The sequence below is a fragment of the Moorena sp. SIO1G6 genome (assembly GCF_010672795.1).
GTDB classification, from domain to species: domain Bacteria; phylum Cyanobacteriota; class Cyanobacteriia; order Cyanobacteriales; family Coleofasciculaceae; genus Moorena; species Moorena producens.
Window position 1 is genome coordinate 29,761 of record NZ_JAAHFZ010000049.1, and the last position, 15,271, is coordinate 45,031.

The following is a 15,271-nucleotide window of genomic DNA, read 5'->3' on the forward strand; positions in this document are numbered from 1 at the left end:
GAGTAGGAAGCTTCAACGCAGAAATATATCTTAACCTTTACTACAACTGCCATACCAAAAATTTTGCCCGCCTATCACAGGCTGGAAGCCTGTTCCACATTGGGAAAAGGGTAAAGGGTTACGGAGTCCACTCCTGGGCACACACCACACGAAAACCAATATTGCCGACGAGGTGCCTCCAGGCCGGATTAAAGACGCCGCGAGACCCAGAACGGCAGTTTTTAGGCAAGGTGTAGCAGGAACCACCCCGCCACACCCGATATTTATTATCATTTTCATTATTGCTATCCGGTTCATCTTGCCAGGCAGTGCCATCTGTCGGCGCACCTTTATAGTTTGAGTGCCAATGGTCTGCACACCACTCCCACACATTCCCATGCATATCGTAGAGTCCAAAATCATTGCCTACCCCAAAACTACCCACTGGGGTGGTTTCTCTACGATAAATCCCTGATGGCCCATTACCATAAGACCCTTTCCAACCACCGTGTTGATCATCTGTTCCATTGTAATTAGCAAACTCTGTAGTAATCGTCTCTCCAAAATGAAACGGGGTGGTTGTTCCAGCTCTACAGGCGTACTCCCACTGGGCTTCACTGGGCAAGCGATAAGGGCGTTTGGTATACTCGGACAGCCGCTCACAAAACTCTACCGCATCAGACCAAGAGACTGTATCTACAGGTCGGTCTTCCCCTTTAAAATGGGATGGATCGGGTTCAAGTTCTCTGTTGACTTGGGGTAGGGCGGCCACGGCTTGCCATTGGGCTTGGGTAACTGGGTATTTACCCATGAAGAAGGATTTAACCGTGACTTGATCCTGGGGAATTTCACTGTCTCTATGCCCCTCTTCGGTTTCTGGGGAACCCATCTCGAAAGTGCCACCGGGGATGGCAACCATGTCCAAGGTGATACCATTTCCCAAATCTTCAGTGAAGTACTGAATTTGTCGCCGATGGCGTTTGATAATAAGTTCTGATTGCTGTTGTTCTTTACTTGTTTGTGCCATCACCATTGTTTGGTTTTACTGATGTAGAACTGGCATCTTGTGTAGAACTGGCATCTTGCCAGTGACCAATATTATTAGATCTTGCCAGTGGTTCTAGAAGTGGAACTGGCATCTTGCCAGTGGTTCTAGAAGTGGAACTGGCATCTTGCCAGTGGTTCTAGAAGTGGAACTGGCATCTTGCCAGTGGTTCTAGAAGTGGAACTGGCATCTTGCCAGTGGTTCTAGAAGTGGAACTGGCATCTTGCCAGTGGTTCTAGAAGTGGAACTGGCATCTTGCCAGTGGTTCTAGAAGTGGAACTGGCATCTTGTGTAGAACTGGCATCAAGCCAGTAACAATATTATTAGTTGATTGAGCTTGACACAGGCTGGAAGCCTGTTCCACCACACAATTATTGACACAGGCTGGAAGCCTGTTCCACCACACAATTATTGACACAGGCTGGAAGCCTGTTCCACCACACAATTATTGACACAGGCTGGAAGCCTGTTCCACCACACAGTCATTGACACAGGCTGGAAGCCTGTTCCACCACACAATTATTGACACAGGCTGGAAGCCTGTTCCACCATAGATTATTTTACAGAATATTTCTCTACACTATCCATTTGCCAGAAGAAAGGATATCTTTCAGCAATCTCAGATAAATTAGCTTTTATAGGATTTTCTCTGATATAGTTCCATGTCTCTAAAAATTCTCTTTCATCTCGCATAATGCGATCATATCGCTCGTCTTGCCAAACAATACCGATATGATTCATTACTTTAGTAACTTGTTTAGAACTATAGCTTTTAATGCTGTGGATAATACTAGCTAAGGTCCAATATTTCTGAGCTGATTTTGGTAAAGGCTGCATTAACCAATGTACATGATCCGGCATAATTACAACAGCATAGGTTTTGTACCTTTGGTTATTGAAGAATAAACAGGAATCTAGCACTACTTGTCTGGCTTCTGGGGTCAACTCTAGCTTTTCCCAAGTACTAAAAGTCACAAAGTAAATTGCTCCTGCTAATTCCCAGTGAGGAAGATTTCTTTGGCTAATTTTAAGATTTCGAGACTTTAGGAAACTGATATAACTGGTATAATTTATTGAACTGGCATCAAACCAGTCATAATCATTAATATTGGATTGAGACAGCCTCGAAGCCTTTGCCCCAGAGGAGGGACGGTTGGGGGTAGTCATTAGTTACATTTCTACAGAGTATGTTACTGCCAGCATCTTGCTAGTTAGAATCATTAATATTGGGTTAAGACAGCCTCCAAGCCTCTTCCCGGTGATTGGTGCTTCATCAGCTGGCTTGGGTTTAGTTAAGTTATCTTCACATATCCATTGTGGAACTGACATCAAGCCGCGTGATATATTACTAATTGTGGAACTGGCATCAAGCCGCGTGATTCTAAAGGTGGAACTGGCATCAAGCCGCGTAATTCTAAAGGTGGAACTGGCATCAAGCCAGTCATTCTACAAGTCGAACTGACATCAAGCCGCGTGATATATGATTAATTGTAAAACTAGCATCAAGCCGCGTGATATATGATTAATTGTAAAACTAGCATCAAGCCGCGTGATATATGATTAATTGTGGAACTGGCATCAAGCCGCGTGATTCTAAAGGTGGAACTGGCATCAAGCCAGTCATTCTACAAGTCGAACTGACATCAAGCCGCGTGATATATGATTAATTGTGGAACTGGCATCTTGCCAGTAAAATATTATTAATTGTAAAACTAGCATCTTGCCAGTCATTCTACAAGTCGAACTGGCATCTTGCCAGTAAAATATTATTAGTTGTAGAACTGGCATCAAGCCGCGTGATATATGATTAATTGATTGAGCTTGACACAGGCAGCCTATTCCGGCAACAGGCTAGAAGCCTGTTCTACAAGAAGAAAAAAACAGGGAAAAGGGCAAAAGGGTTACGGAGTTCACTCCTTCCAACACACCACACGAAAACCCAAACCGTAGTCGTAGCGCCTGAGGGCCGGATAATAGTGGATGCGAGACCCAGAACGGCAGACCACAGGATTGCTGTCCCAACAACCGCCCCGCAACAGCCGCTGTTTATTATCATTTTCATTATCATAAAGCCAGGCACTACCATCCGTTGGTGCATCTTCATAGTTTGAGTGCCAATGGTCTGCACACCACTCCCACACATTTCCATGCATATCGTAGAGTCCAAACTCATTGGCTACCCTAAAACTCCCCACTGGGGTTGTTTCCTGAACATATTTGCCTTTGGAACCAGAGCCATAAGTATACTTGCCATTATAGTTAGCTAGGTCGGTTGTAATTGTCTCACCAAAATGAAACGGAGTCGTTCTACCTGCTCTACAGGCATACTCCCACTCGGCTTCACTGGGCAAGCTATAAGGGCGTTTGGTGTGTTGGGACAGCCGCTCACAAAACTCCACCGCATCATACCAAGAGACTGTATCTACAGGTCGGTCTTCCCCTTTAAAATAGGATGGATTGGGTTTAAGTTTTCTGTTGACTTGGGGTAGGGCGGCAACGGCTTGCCATTGAGCTTGGGTGACTGGGTATTTGCCCATCAAGAAGGATTTAACGGTGACTTGATGCTGGGGACTTTCACTGTTTCTATGCCCCTGTTCTGTTTCTGGGGAACCCATGATAAAGCTCCCTTCACGAATGCCAACCATATCTAACTCAACTCCATTCCCTAAGTCTTCGGTAAAACCATCAGCTTGTTGCTGATGACGCTTGATGATTGGTTCTATTTTTGTTGTGAACCACTTGCGTGTTGGTTTCAACTCAATAGTTGCCACTTCAAACTCAAAAGGTTCTAGCTCAATCTCTGGAGATATCTCTGTCCCTGCTCCCAGCCCAATGGTTACCACCTCACATTCAAAGGTTTGCAAAGGTGGAAAACCTTCAAGCTGAGTGACTTGATTAAGGCTAAGGTTTACCCCATGAACACCATAGGATTGACCAGCATCAGGGGGAATTTGATCTTTGAGCCAGATTCCGAGGGATTGAGCAAATTTCATTAATCGGTCATATTGACTCAACTGGGGTCTAAATTCTTGAATTAAACGCTGTAATCGGGCTAATTCTGCCTGTCCATTTTTTCCTCGGTTAACCAATCCTTGTAGGGCTGTGGCAATCTCCTGTTCTGCTTCAGTGCGATGTTGATCTAAATACACCATGGCTGCCCATTGTTGTGCCTGGAATTCTCGCTGTCGGCTAGGGGGATGGGTTCCCATTAAATAAGTCACGTAGTCCATCAGCAATTGGGCGACGGATTTGAGGCGATTTGTGCCAAATTTATGCTGAAATTCTGGTGTTTCAAATTGTGCCAATAAATTAGACCGTACCGCCGGAGTCATGGCATATAATTCATAACCAACTGGACGGCATAACTCCGATAACAGTAAATCCGCTTCTGCTATCCAAGGCACTTCCTGGTTCAGTAAAAATTGCACTCGGATATAATTGACCAATTCCGGAGTCAAAACCAAGGGCAAGGCGCAATGACAAGCTAGATAGCGATAGTTGGGCTGAAACCTGGCCACAAACCGTTCAATTTGTTGCCTGGCTAATTCTCCCGTTAATTGGTCAGATGAGGAAGTTGTCATAGATCTTAACGAATCTGTGCGATCGCTTGATTTAACCCATGAGGATCGAGGGGGTACATTGGTACTAAATGAGCGATAAATTGGGCAGTGCTTCCCTGCCAGCGTTCAGAGGGAACGGGATTCAACCAGGCTATTAATTTGGTATGCTGTTTAATGTGCCACAAAACTTCAGCGGTTGCTGAAAATCTTTCGGAACGGCGATCGCCACGAGCTGCTCCCCCATCGCTGACAATTAAAACACTGGTATCCCCATCGGACTCTGCCAAAATCGACTTAAACTTTACCTTTTCGGTTAGATAAGGGTCTTTATAAACATACTCTGGTGGAACGTTGTGGAAATAGCCCACCCGCACCCGTTCGATATTACTGTCGTGTTGGGCGGTTTCCACTAAATCTCGCGTAAAGCGGTGAAAGGGAGTCATAGAGCCTTCCTGATCTAGCAACAAGAGCAAATCAGCGTGATTTTGCTCCCTTCGGCTGTATTTGGGCTTTAAAAAAAATCCCTGTTGGCAGACCTTGGCAATTGTCCCTTCCACATCCAGAACATCTTCTCTACCATCTGCCACCATCCGCCGCAAATAACGCCAGCTATAAACCATATACCTGCGAGAAATGGGATAATACCCTTGGAAATCCCTGTCTTCTGTGTGTTCTAATAAGTTGATTGATGATTTGACCGGCAGTAAGGATAATTCAGGAACTGGAGTAGGAGAGTCTACCCTTGAGGTAACGTGTTCCCCAGAGGATACAGCAGGAGGATTCTTAGGGGAGGACGATGATTCGGGTGATTCTGATGGAAATTCCCTTGGTTTTGCCTGCTCTTGCCTTTCTTCTGCGCTAATGGAACGAAAAATGACTTCTAAATGGCCTTGTTGCTCTGGGGAATGACACCAAAGCATCCGCAAAAGTTTTTTGAGAGCATTGGCATCCTGCACTCCCCAGCCGCCCTCCATAGCTTGTAAGGCAGCTAAATATTCATTAATTCCCAAAGCAAACCCATCCCGGCGCAAGCGGTAAAAGAGGCGAGTTAAGAGAGGGCGGGGATTAAAGTTACTCATAGCAATTTCATAAGACAGTGTAACACGTAGAAGATCCCCCTAAATCCCCCTTAAAAAGGGGGACTTTAACTCCAGTTCCCCCCTTTTTCAAGGGGCAACACCGAGGAGATCCCCCTAAATCCCCCTTAACAAGGGGGACTTTCACTCTTTTTCAAGGGGCAACACCGAGGAGATCCCCCTAAATCCCCCTTAACAAGGGGGACTTTCACTCTTTTTCAAGGGGGACTTTCACTCCAGTTCCCCCCTTTTTCAAGGGGGGCTAGGGGGGGATCTGATCTGTAGCCTCATTAAAGGAAATTGGTATCATGAACCTGCATAATTAGGATTTTGCCAATCTTGCCGCAATTTAAAGACTAAATCTCGATAGGGAATTGTATTGTCTTGCTGGAGTTCAGTCACAGGATAGGGTTCCGATTTAAAGTGATGTAAGGCAGCCAGCCAATCCAGAAACTCACTGGTTCCCGGAAGTTTAAATAGACTTTTATCCTTTCGTATCTCTAAAAATTTAGCGATCGCAGTCTTCACTAAATCAGATTTGGGCATTGCCATGGTCTCTGGTTTCTGTTTCTGTTGATAGTGAACCTCGACAATTTTCTCTAACTCTTCTGGTTGACTAGGGAAACGCACATAGTGATATAAACAGCGGCGTAAAAAGGGAGAGGGTAGACTGCCTTTTTCTTTGTTACTGGTAATAATGATAATTGGTAGTTGCTCTTGATTAGCCTCAATGGTTTCTCCGGTTTCCCGAATAAAAAATTTCCAAGGTTTATCCAATATCGACAGTAAATCATTGGGAAAATCCACATCAGCCTTGTCAATTTCATCAATAAGCAAAACTGCCGGATAGTCATGACATTGAAAGGCTTTTCCCAGGGGACCTAGTTCACGGTAATCTTTTGGTTGTTTAGGATTTCTCGGTTGTCCAGTTTTCGGATTAATTGACGGGGTTAAGTTTTGGGTTTGGACATCATGCAACCGCAAAATCGCATCGTATTCATATAATCCTTCTTGGACTTTGGTGGTTGAGCGAATATCCCAACGATAAAAGGGCAACCCTAATTCATAAGCTACTGCCACTGCTAATCGGGTTTTACCACATCCCGATTCTCCTTCAATTAACAGGGGTCTTTGCAGGAAAATTGCCAAATTCACAGCTTCAATTAATTCGCTGTCGGCAATATAGGGTTCTAATTCTGTGGGAGACTCTGGATGACATGTTTTAGGTCGATGTTTTGAATTGCCCTGGAAGATGTATTTAGGGGGATTCATAGGCTATAACTAAAGTTTATTAAATTTTTGTTTCAACATGTAACAGGTTTTTTCTGGATTTCCTTTAGAATACTTAAAGATGTAGTTTAATTCAAACAAGCTTTGTTGACGATTATATTTACAAGTATCTTCAATCCATTCACGAATATCTTTATCGCTCCATGTTATTGGTAAATCCAATTTGAAAATTTTTTGCTTATTAAATTTTGAGGGTGGGTTAAAATGAGGTAAACATTGACATTTTTCTGACAAACAATAATAACTAGTGGTCATAAAAAGGATAATTATAATATTTGCAGAATTCTGAGATAGTTGAGACTGTTTTTTAGTCAGAGGAATCCAAAAATACTTCATAAACCAGGATAATAATGAATCCTGACTTTCCCCGAGAGCATCCCAATCATTCAATTCGAAAAAAACAAGACTCCCAACTTGCAAACCAGCCGTAATCTTATCAATAATATTGATAGCATACTGTTGAGTATTATCAACTGTTTGAGTATCCGAATCAGAATTAGGTATAAATTTTGCGATCGCCCTTAATAAACTTTGTTCATCTACAATATTATTGGCTATCACATTAATCGGGTAATGTCTCCAGTCATCACGTTCTTTGGTTAGATCATCTCGAATATCATAAACCAATAATTCTCCCTTAGTTTCTTTGATATTTTCAATTAAAAAAAAAGCCGATCCTCCCTTACGAGTACTAGCAAATTTTTTGAGAATTTGATTTATTCGATTTCTCGGCTTTTTAAAATCAATCTTTCGTAGCTTTTTGTCAAAGCGATTGCCTCTTTGATTCTTGGTTAATGATGATTGTTGATATGAACTAAGTTCAATTTCAATTTCTTCAAGTTTAGAAAAATATATATCACTTCTTCTTTTGAGATTTTTATAGTCACTTGACGCAGGGTCAAGGAATCTCATTTGACTGGGGATGTCACTAATTTTTTCTTCTAAATCTTTTTTTTCTTCTTCAAGAAAGTCTCTGCGATTCATTTTTTACTGTCAACTACTAAATCCCTAAAAACTAAATAATTGATTTTCAATTTTTTCAAGATCCTCAAAATATATATCACTTCTTCTTTTGAGATTTTTATAGTCACTTGATGCAGGATCTAGGAATCTCATTTGATTGGGGATGTCATTAATTTTTTCTTCCAAATCTTTTTTTTCTTGTTCGAGGAACTTTCTCTTGGCTGATGATAAAGGTTTAATTTGCTTTTCTCTTGCCTTACTTCGGATAACAATTGACTCCAACTGTGACCAAGCTTTGAATAAAATTTGTGTCGGAATCATAAACGCGACTTTTGCCGTTTGTCGCTTGGTATCTGCCGCAACTACCATCCCCACCACTCCCTGCAATTCTTCATCCCAAACCGGAGAACCACTAAATCCTGCTTCAATCCCGTATCCAGTTACCTTAGGATCTTCCAGTTGAAACCATTGTTTAGCATTTTGATCTGACAATACCCCAGTTGCCCAAACTCCAAACGGAACTTTCCTAGGACAGCCAAATACTTTAAATCGATTATTTGCCAAATTTTCTGATAACAGCAGGCGAGTCTGGTGAGCAGAAGCAGGAAGGTTATCAAGTTTCAAAACAGCAATATCTTCTATGGCTTCCTCGGAATCTTCTAAATCAGATACAGGATGCCAGCAAACCACCCTGGCCGAAAATTTATCTGTCCCATTAAGTAAAGGAAAATCAACGTTTATTTCTCCCTCAGGGCAGCTCTGTATCGTGCTATCAATTGACAATGCCTCTGCTACGACATGAGCACAGGTTAACGCATAGTGTTCGGATACCAGAAAGCCAATACCAACTACTTGGTCTTGATTAAAGAGCCGAATAATTGAACTCTTATGGGCATTAAAATCCATCTTAAATACGGGAAGGGGACTCCCGTTATAAACGTTAGTTTGAGCGGGTTTAAAGTTACCGTAAGATAGGGTCGCCTTATTAAAAAAGATTTAACCATGCATCTGCATAGCCCACTGACTCTAAAGGCTCCACAATAAACAGGTTTCGTCTCCGGGGAATTCCCGCAGGTCAATAAATTGTTCGCGTAGCGTGGCCTACGGCCAGCGAAGCGCGAATCATTGCTAGTTAGACGCATATTCGTATCCGTCAGCTTTAAATATTATTCTCAGATACTTTGGATGAACATCGAACTTCTTCTCGGGAGTCTGAAGTACAAAACAAGGACGATAACGAATAGCTATCCGTCCTGTATACTGCCCGGCATATTTTCCTTTCTTTATGTCAGCTTTGACGATATCTCCTGTCTGAAAGCCTTTAAACGACTTAGCAGAAGGAGCATGAGCCTTTGGAAACCCGTATTTATTAGGTCGGCACCTTTGACGAATACCATGACCTTTAGCTGTTACTGTTAGTGGCTTTGTTCCGTTCAGTAATATTTGCTCAGGGGTGGTTTTACCAACACAAACAGCATCGATCCAGTGAGTTTTTCCGAGACCCCTAGTCTTGCGATTAAACTTAGTCAATCCACCCGAGCCTGTTTCGACGGGTAATCCAGTTGATTTTAGTCTTCTCCATAATTCCCAACGGGTTGAGTTGACGACTGCGGCATCTTTTAAAGGAATTTTTGCTTTAGCTAATACTTTTTTGAGAATTGCTGGTTTTTTCTTTAAAAATTTTTCAATGGGGTCATTACCTTTTTTCTGATTACAACACCGACAAGCAAGGGTTAGGTTGCTGACCCGATTGCTGCCACCTTTTGATTTTGGGACAATGTGTTCAACTTCTAAGGGCGTATTCATAGCACCACAATAAACACAACTGTGTCCCCATTTGGCAAGAAGGTACTCTTTAACCTCAAACCCGTATAGCTCGCCATGTTGATATTCAACGCCTGATACTTCTGGATTTTGCATCTTCTGAGTATCAAACCGCACTAGCTCTTGAGATATTGCAGTCACTGGACACAACTTCCTCAGTCGTCTTACCCAAGTCTCAACGTTAAATATTCGACTCATTAGTGACGGAGGTAACCACCCTTCTGGGCGCTTCCGATTAAGAAATCGAGGCTTGCGGTAACGAGTTTTTCTGTTTCGCCTACCTCGCCTTAAGGCTCTTCTGGATTCTAAAGAATTCTTGATACTCTGTCCTCGATGGTTAATTTCTAATGCACTTGTCACTCGTCCAGTCTGTTCTTGAATAACAGCTATTCCGGTTGTTTTTGAACCAGGATCTATTTTGAGTCTGTGTGGATGAGTTACAGAATTATCAACACTCCTGTCCTGCATGATAATAGTGAATGGATAGCGCTTAAATACTTTAGCCCTTCTTTTCTTAAGTAGTTCCCTAGCTCGTGCCGGGTGGCATGGATCCAGGGGTTTTTTATTTTGATCTAAAACGAAAACTCGCATTACTTTGAACACTCCACGATGTGGGTAAAGTTTGCCTCGACAATGTTATAAGAGCTTTTTAGGTTAACAACACTTCCTTAACTCGCTACAGATGTTTAATTGTTAACAACAGAGCTGAAGGCTGGCACGCACCTACAGGTGTTATAACTCAAATAACGTAGACCTAATCTAAGTCTCAGTCTGGTCAACTATGAGCTTCTACAAGCTCCCGCTATAGTCCGATAGGACTTAGCGGTGAGTTATTGACTTTAAGGTAATTTCATAGCTCACTTCGCCACCCACAGAGGCAAAGACGGCTCCCGCATCTGCCGTCAATTTCAAACCAAATTTTACCTCCACTTCATCAGCAGGTTGGTTGAGGTCACGCAATTTGGTGATCACCGCAGAAGCCACCGGTTTGATTTGATCTAGAGCTTCTTCAAAGGTCTGCCGTGCCTTGAGGACTTTTTTTCCCGATCCCAGGGAGACTCGCTCAATACCACGGCTTTCTGGTTCTTCCACTTCTACCAGAAATGTAGTTCCATCCGCTAGAGAAAATTGCGCTAATTTTTTTTCTTCCATTGTTTGTGTCTTTTTACTCCCATTCACCAATTCCAGACAGGGTGAATCTTATTTTAGCTGTTTGAGCCGTGGCTGGAATAGGCATCTTAGTAGAACTGGCATCTTGCCAGTTTCATTTCCCACCCTGTGGAACTGGCATCTTGCCAGTTTCATGTCCCACCCTACACAAGTCCCATTCACAAATGCCAGACATTGTTGCTCAGCTAGTTATAGCCGTGATCACCCACGCTACGATCGCAAGACTAATTCCAACCGCAACTACCAACACTACAGCCAACCCTGCCAACAGTAAGATAAGAAACAACCAATCGGATTTTTGTGGTGGTGATGATGATACATTTAATTCTTTCTCTAACAGCTCAACATTTTTGACATTTGCCTTCCAGGCCGCATCCACCAGATCCCCTAACACCGGTACAGACCCAGTAACTGTCTCAAGAAGGATATTCAGCACCATCTCCACCAAGGTAGATCTAGACACTCCCAGTCGTGCTGCTTCTACGACAATGTATGATGAAATGATAGTTCCCACAAAATCACCACCCCCTGGTAACAGACCAATGATGGGATCTAAACCAATCCGATAACCTGTTCCTGGGATAGGAATAGCATTGTCCAGTAGGTAGCTTACCCGACGTACACGCCTTAAGGTAGATGTTTTGCGATCATTCCTCATCTTTCCGCCTCCCTGGAGACCCCCGCTATACCTGAAAGGTTAGCAAAAGGACGTGGCATATAAACACCTGGGGAAACCCCAGGTGACAGGCACTCAGGAAAGGGAGGACAGGGTATTAATTTGATATGAATATCCATCCTTTTTGTGAATTGGTGTACAGTACTTGTAACTGATTCCTTGAATCAATCCGTTGGCAGTCGAAATGTTAAACGAGCCAGTTTTACGAGTGGCGACACGTCCAACATAAGTTCCGATCTTTTTGCCTTTAGTAACAATTGCTTTGACAATATCTCCGGTCTGGAAACCTTTGTGGATCTTAGTTCTTGAACAATAACGCTTCGGAAACCCAAATTTATCTGTTCGACAGATTTGGCGAGTTCCATGACCTTTGGCCATAATTAATAAAAATTGGCAATTTTCGACATAAATGGCTTCAACCTTCCCCACACAAGCGGCATCAAGCCAATGTGTTTTAACTAGGTTAAACCGACGTCGATTATATTTAGTCTGGCCTCCCGAACCCGTTTCTACTGGCAATCCAGTAGACTTGAGTTCTTTGTACAGCTTCCAGCGAGTCGAATTGACCGCAGCGGTATCAGCTAATGATCGTTTAGATTGAGACAGGACTCGCTTCAATACATCAGGCTTCCTTGATAAGAATTGTTTGATATCCTGGTTTCCTTTGGCTTGGTTACAATCGTGACAAGCTATTGCCAGGTTACTAACCCTATCGGAACCACCATTAGATCTTGGTTTAATATGTTCGACTTCTAGCCTGGTATCTGTTGCACCACAGTAGGCGCATTTACGGTTCCATTTTTCAAGCAAGTACTCTCGAATTTCGTAGCCGTACAAAGTGCCTTGTTGATACTCAGTACCGGAGATTTCTGGGTTTTCCATTTTTTGAGTGTCGAACCGTACCAATTCTTGAGAAATACCCGTCATGGGACAAAACCGAATTAGCTTTTTAACCCAAGTCAGGATATTATGAACTCTAGACATTAAACTGGGTGCTAGCCACTCCAAAGGACGTTTCCGATTAAGAAAACGAGGTTTTCTATAGCGAGTTTTGCGGTTACGGCGAGAACGTCTTAATTGCCGTCTTGAGGTTAAAGCGTCTCGAATTTTAAATCCACGATGCATTATTTCAGCACCCCAGATAACAGTGTTGTCTTGTAGAATTGCTAAGCCTGTTGTTTTTGCGCCTGGGTCAATTTTTAACTGGTGATTATGAGTCGTACAGTTTCCTACCTCCAAATCTTTTAGGATAATTGTAAATGGATACCTTCTAAACACTTTGGCTCTACCTTGCTTGAGCAATAGTCTGGCTCTAGCCGGACGGCAAGGGTCTAATGGTTTAAAGTCTTTGTCAAGTACAAATACACGCATAATTGTGTTTTCTCCTATTGCTAGGGTGAGTTCGCTTAGCCAATGTTTTTTGAGTTTGTCTTGTTAATAGCACTGTCTTAACCCGTTTATGACTGTTTAACTATTAACCACAGAGCAGAAGACTAGCGACGCATCTAAAGGTGTGATAGCTCAAAAAACGTAGACTCAATAGTCTTAGGCTGGTCACGTCATGGACTTTTTCAAGCCCCCGTTATAGCCGTTAGGCGTGGGCGGTGGGTTCGTGACGGGCTTAAATAGGTTGTTTGGTTGAAGGTTGAAGGCAGAATGTAGAATGTAGAAGGCAGAAGGCAGAAGGCAGAATGGTGAGTTCTAAATTCTCAATTCTCAATTCTCAATTCTCAATTCTCAATTCTCAAAAGTGTTTCAGCTCATATCATGTTTTTTTTGCCTTGGCTAATTTTCTTGGTCTAGGTCTCCGATGGGATGCTTGCATTGCTTCTCCTACTATCACATTCAATTGATCCCCTAATAACAGTAGCAGAGAAGTCATGTAAAGCCAAAGCTGTAAGATAATCACGGCTGTTACGGTACCATAGACTTTGTTGTAATTGCTGAAATTGGCAGTAACGTAGTGCCGAAACAAGCCTGAAGCCACTGCCCAGGAAATGGCTGCTAAAACTGCTCCTGGCAATATCGGTGTGCCTAGCTGCCAACGGCTTGGTCCGTAGCGATAGATAAAGGCAAAGGATGCTGCCACCATACTCAGGGCTACGGGCCAGGTCAACAGACTCCAGAGTGTCAACAAGATGGAAGCTCCACTCGTATCAACGACTGTTTTTAGCACCCAGTGACTGATAAATACCAAAAAAGATGCAATCACTAGCAGTATGATACTACCAATGGTTAAGCCTAGAGAAATCAACTTAGCTTTCCAAAACGGTCGTTGTTGCTCTCGGGGGATGTGGTGGATGTGATCAAGGGCATTCATCGCTGCACTCAGTGCCCCAGAAGATACCCAAATGGCTATGATAAAACTCAGGGAAAATAGACTGCTATTGGTGCTGAGGTGAATCTGCTCGGTAAATTCCTGAATTGGCTGCACCGCCTGAGCCGGACCTACTTCCTTCATCATTTTCAGAGCTTGATTCTGTGCCACTTCACTCAGCTCGGGAGGGTGGTGGTACCAGGTTAATTGTAAGGAATATTCAAACAAGCCAATCGCTGTCAGAATTGCTAAAATTGCTGGAAAAAGCGCTAACATGGCGTTATATGCCATTTCAGCAGATAGACCCATTAAGCGACGTTCCATCGCACGCTTGAAAGTCTTCCTGAGGGTTACCAGATTCAGGTAACCAAAGAAACGGAAGAAACGAAAAAAACGCTTAGATAGCATAGGTTCTGATGTGAGCAGGGGCTTGCTACAAATTAATTTGCCAATTTTACCCGTAGTTTGCCCATTACTAGTGTTCAGTAGTTCAATTGACACACTTTAATATTTTATTGACAGTTTACCGTTAACCCGACCCCCTCAACCATAATTAAATTTGATTAAATTTGATTAGTGCTATAGCCGATGGAGTAGTTGTTGATGAGCAACAATGGGTCGCTTACCGAATGGTTAGCCCAAATCAAGGAACTGAAGCAGCAGCTGGCCGATAGCATTAAAGAGTGCCAGGCTGCGGATAAAAGTGCAGCTCATTGGCGTCAGTTATATAATACTGAAGCTCAGCAACGGCGTATCGAAAGCCAACTTGCTCAAGAGCAAATCGAAACTCTCAAGGCTCAACTGCAACAATTACAACAAGACGGATTTCAACTCAAATCAGATCAACTGGAGACGGTTTCGAGTATTGAGCAGAATGTGGAACAACTGCAAACGGTCGAGGAATTAAGGGCAACCCTTAAGTCAGTCATGGCAGAACGCGATCGCTTAATCGATGCCTTAAAGACTGAGCAAGCCAACCATGCTCAAACCCGGGAAAACTTAACGGTTGTGATTAGTGATACTGTTGAGCAACTGGCTAAGGAAAGAAAGAGTAAACCGTCCCAGGTAGAGGAGGTTACCGTCAGCGAGTATTCCCCATCTCCCGATCTTCCCAGCTTCGACAATGAAGATAGTTGGTAAGTATATGCGCTACTTGAGGTGCTACTTGAGGTGCGGTCAGCGGTCAGCGGTCAGCTTCGTGACTTCACTCAGATCAAAAAATGGTTACCTCTTTCATTCACAAACTGATAGCTGATAGCTGATAGCTGATAGCTGATAGCTGATAGCTGATAGCTGATAGCTGATAGCTGATAGCTGATAGCTGATAGCTGATAGCTGATAGCTGATAGCTGATAGCTGATAGCTGATAGC

15 protein-coding genes are annotated in these 15,271 nt (G+C 43.1%); 1 reads left to right on the forward strand and 14 read right to left on the reverse strand.

Features of this window, described 5'->3' with window-relative positions; genetic code table 11:
- Positions 1-118: 118 nt before the first annotated feature.
- The 14 genes from F6K63_RS28820 to F6K63_RS28885 form a co-directional block, all read right to left on the reverse strand.
- Positions 119-1,012, reverse strand: coding sequence for a formylglycine-generating enzyme family protein (locus tag F6K63_RS28820; RefSeq protein ID WP_287313844.1), 894 nt, complete (start codon positions 1,010-1,012; stop codon positions 119-121).
- Positions 990-1,118, reverse strand: a complete 129-nt coding sequence (locus F6K63_RS28825) for a hypothetical protein (RefSeq protein WP_287313846.1) — start codon at positions 1,116-1,118, stop codon at positions 990-992. Before F6K63_RS28825 ends, F6K63_RS28820 begins: the two co-directional genes overlap by 23 nt.
- 141 nt (positions 1,119-1,259) lie before the next feature.
- Positions 1,260-1,442: a hypothetical protein gene (locus F6K63_RS28830; protein ID WP_287255209.1), complete on the reverse strand. Its 183-nt coding sequence runs from the start codon at positions 1,440-1,442 to the stop codon at positions 1,260-1,262.
- 137 nt (positions 1,443-1,579) lie between these two features.
- Entirely contained in the window at positions 1,580-2,080 is a 501-nt protein-coding gene (locus tag F6K63_RS28835) for an REP-associated tyrosine transposase (protein ID WP_502708090.1), read from the reverse strand.
- Positions 2,081-2,934: 854 nt separating this feature from the next.
- Positions 2,935-4,605, reverse strand: a complete 1,671-nt coding sequence (locus F6K63_RS28840) for a formylglycine-generating enzyme family protein (protein ID WP_287313847.1) — start codon at positions 4,603-4,605, stop codon at positions 2,935-2,937.
- Positions 4,606-4,610: 5 nt separating this feature from the next.
- Positions 4,611-5,663 carry a VWA containing CoxE family protein gene (locus tag F6K63_RS28845; RefSeq protein ID WP_287313848.1) on the reverse strand — a complete coding sequence of 351 codons (1,053 nt, stop codon included), beginning with the start codon at positions 5,661-5,663 and terminating at the stop codon, positions 4,611-4,613.
- Positions 5,664-5,966: 303 nt separating this feature from the next.
- Positions 5,967-6,932: an AAA family ATPase gene (locus F6K63_RS28850; protein ID WP_287313849.1), complete on the reverse strand. Its 966-nt coding sequence runs from the start codon at positions 6,930-6,932 to the stop codon at positions 5,967-5,969.
- A 9-nt stretch (positions 6,933-6,941) separates the two neighbouring features.
- The gene (locus F6K63_RS28855) at positions 6,942-7,934 is read right to left on the reverse strand and encodes a hypothetical protein (RefSeq protein ID WP_287313850.1); all 993 of its coding nucleotides are present in this window, start codon (positions 7,932-7,934) and stop codon (positions 6,942-6,944) included.
- Positions 7,935-7,958: 24 nt separating this feature from the next.
- On the reverse strand, positions 7,959-8,819 hold the full coding sequence (locus F6K63_RS28860; RefSeq protein WP_287313851.1) for a trypsin-like peptidase domain-containing protein: 861 nt from the start codon (positions 8,817-8,819) through the stop codon (positions 7,959-7,961).
- Between the two features lie 222 nt (positions 8,820-9,041).
- Positions 9,042-10,328: an RNA-guided endonuclease IscB gene (gene iscB, locus F6K63_RS28865; RefSeq protein WP_287252415.1), complete on the reverse strand. Its 1,287-nt coding sequence runs from the start codon at positions 10,326-10,328 to the stop codon at positions 9,042-9,044.
- 228 nt (positions 10,329-10,556) lie between these two features.
- Positions 10,557-10,889, reverse strand: coding sequence for a CU044_2847 family protein (locus F6K63_RS28870; RefSeq protein ID WP_071102597.1), 333 nt, complete (start codon positions 10,887-10,889; stop codon positions 10,557-10,559).
- A gap of 199 nt (positions 10,890-11,088) precedes the next feature.
- A complete protein-coding gene (locus F6K63_RS28875; RefSeq protein WP_287252417.1) occupies positions 11,089-11,565 on the reverse strand; it encodes a DUF4112 domain-containing protein in 477 nt (158 codons plus the stop codon).
- Positions 11,566-11,658: 93 nt separating this feature from the next.
- Positions 11,659-12,954 carry an RNA-guided endonuclease IscB gene (iscB, locus tag F6K63_RS28880; RefSeq protein WP_071102596.1) on the reverse strand — a complete coding sequence of 432 codons (1,296 nt, stop codon included), beginning with the start codon at positions 12,952-12,954 and terminating at the stop codon, positions 11,659-11,661.
- Between the two features lie 394 nt (positions 12,955-13,348).
- Positions 13,349-14,308 carry a YihY/virulence factor BrkB family protein gene (locus F6K63_RS28885; RefSeq protein WP_044495393.1) on the reverse strand — a complete coding sequence of 320 codons (960 nt, stop codon included), beginning with the start codon at positions 14,306-14,308 and terminating at the stop codon, positions 13,349-13,351.
- A 195-nt stretch (positions 14,309-14,503) separates the two neighbouring features.
- Between F6K63_RS28885 and F6K63_RS28890 the strand changes: the two genes are divergently transcribed.
- Positions 14,504-15,040: a hypothetical protein gene (locus F6K63_RS28890; RefSeq protein WP_008189846.1), complete on the forward strand. Its 537-nt coding sequence runs from the start codon at positions 14,504-14,506 to the stop codon at positions 15,038-15,040.
- Positions 15,041-15,271: the final 231 nt, after the last annotated feature.

Coding starts and splice junctions, on each gene's coding strand:
- F6K63_RS28860 (WP_287313851.1), bottom strand. CDS start 8,819: ATGGATTTTAATGCCCATAAGAGTTCAATTATTCGGCTCTTTAATCAA.
- F6K63_RS28875 (WP_287252417.1), bottom strand. CDS start 11,565: ATGAGGAATGATCGCAAAACATCTACCTTAAGGCGTGTACGTCGGGTA.
- F6K63_RS28825 (WP_287313846.1), bottom strand. CDS start 1,118: ATGCCAGTTCCACTTCTAGAACCACTGGCAAGATCTAATAATATTGGT.
- F6K63_RS28890 (WP_008189846.1), top strand. CDS start 14,504: ATGAGCAACAATGGGTCGCTTACCGAATGGTTAGCCCAAATCAAGGAA.
- F6K63_RS28845 (WP_287313848.1), bottom strand. CDS start 5,663: ATGAGTAACTTTAATCCCCGCCCTCTCTTAACTCGCCTCTTTTACCGC.
- F6K63_RS28820 (WP_287313844.1), bottom strand. CDS start 1,012: ATGGTGATGGCACAAACAAGTAAAGAACAACAGCAATCAGAACTTATT.
- F6K63_RS28885 (WP_044495393.1), bottom strand. CDS start 14,308: ATGCTATCTAAGCGTTTTTTTCGTTTCTTCCGTTTCTTTGGTTACCTG.
- iscB (WP_071102596.1), bottom strand. CDS start 12,954: ATGCGTGTATTTGTACTTGACAAAGACTTTAAACCATTAGACCCTTGC.
- F6K63_RS28870 (WP_071102597.1), bottom strand. CDS start 10,889: ATGGAAGAAAAAAAATTAGCGCAATTTTCTCTAGCGGATGGAACTACA.
- iscB (WP_287252415.1), bottom strand. CDS start 10,328: ATGCGAGTTTTCGTTTTAGATCAAAATAAAAAACCCCTGGATCCATGC.
- F6K63_RS28850 (WP_287313849.1), bottom strand. CDS start 6,932: ATGAATCCCCCTAAATACATCTTCCAGGGCAATTCAAAACATCGACCT.
- F6K63_RS28855 (WP_287313850.1), bottom strand. CDS start 7,934: ATGAATCGCAGAGACTTTCTTGAAGAAGAAAAAAAAGATTTAGAAGAA.
- F6K63_RS28840 (WP_287313847.1), bottom strand. CDS start 4,605: ATGACAACTTCCTCATCTGACCAATTAACGGGAGAATTAGCCAGGCAA.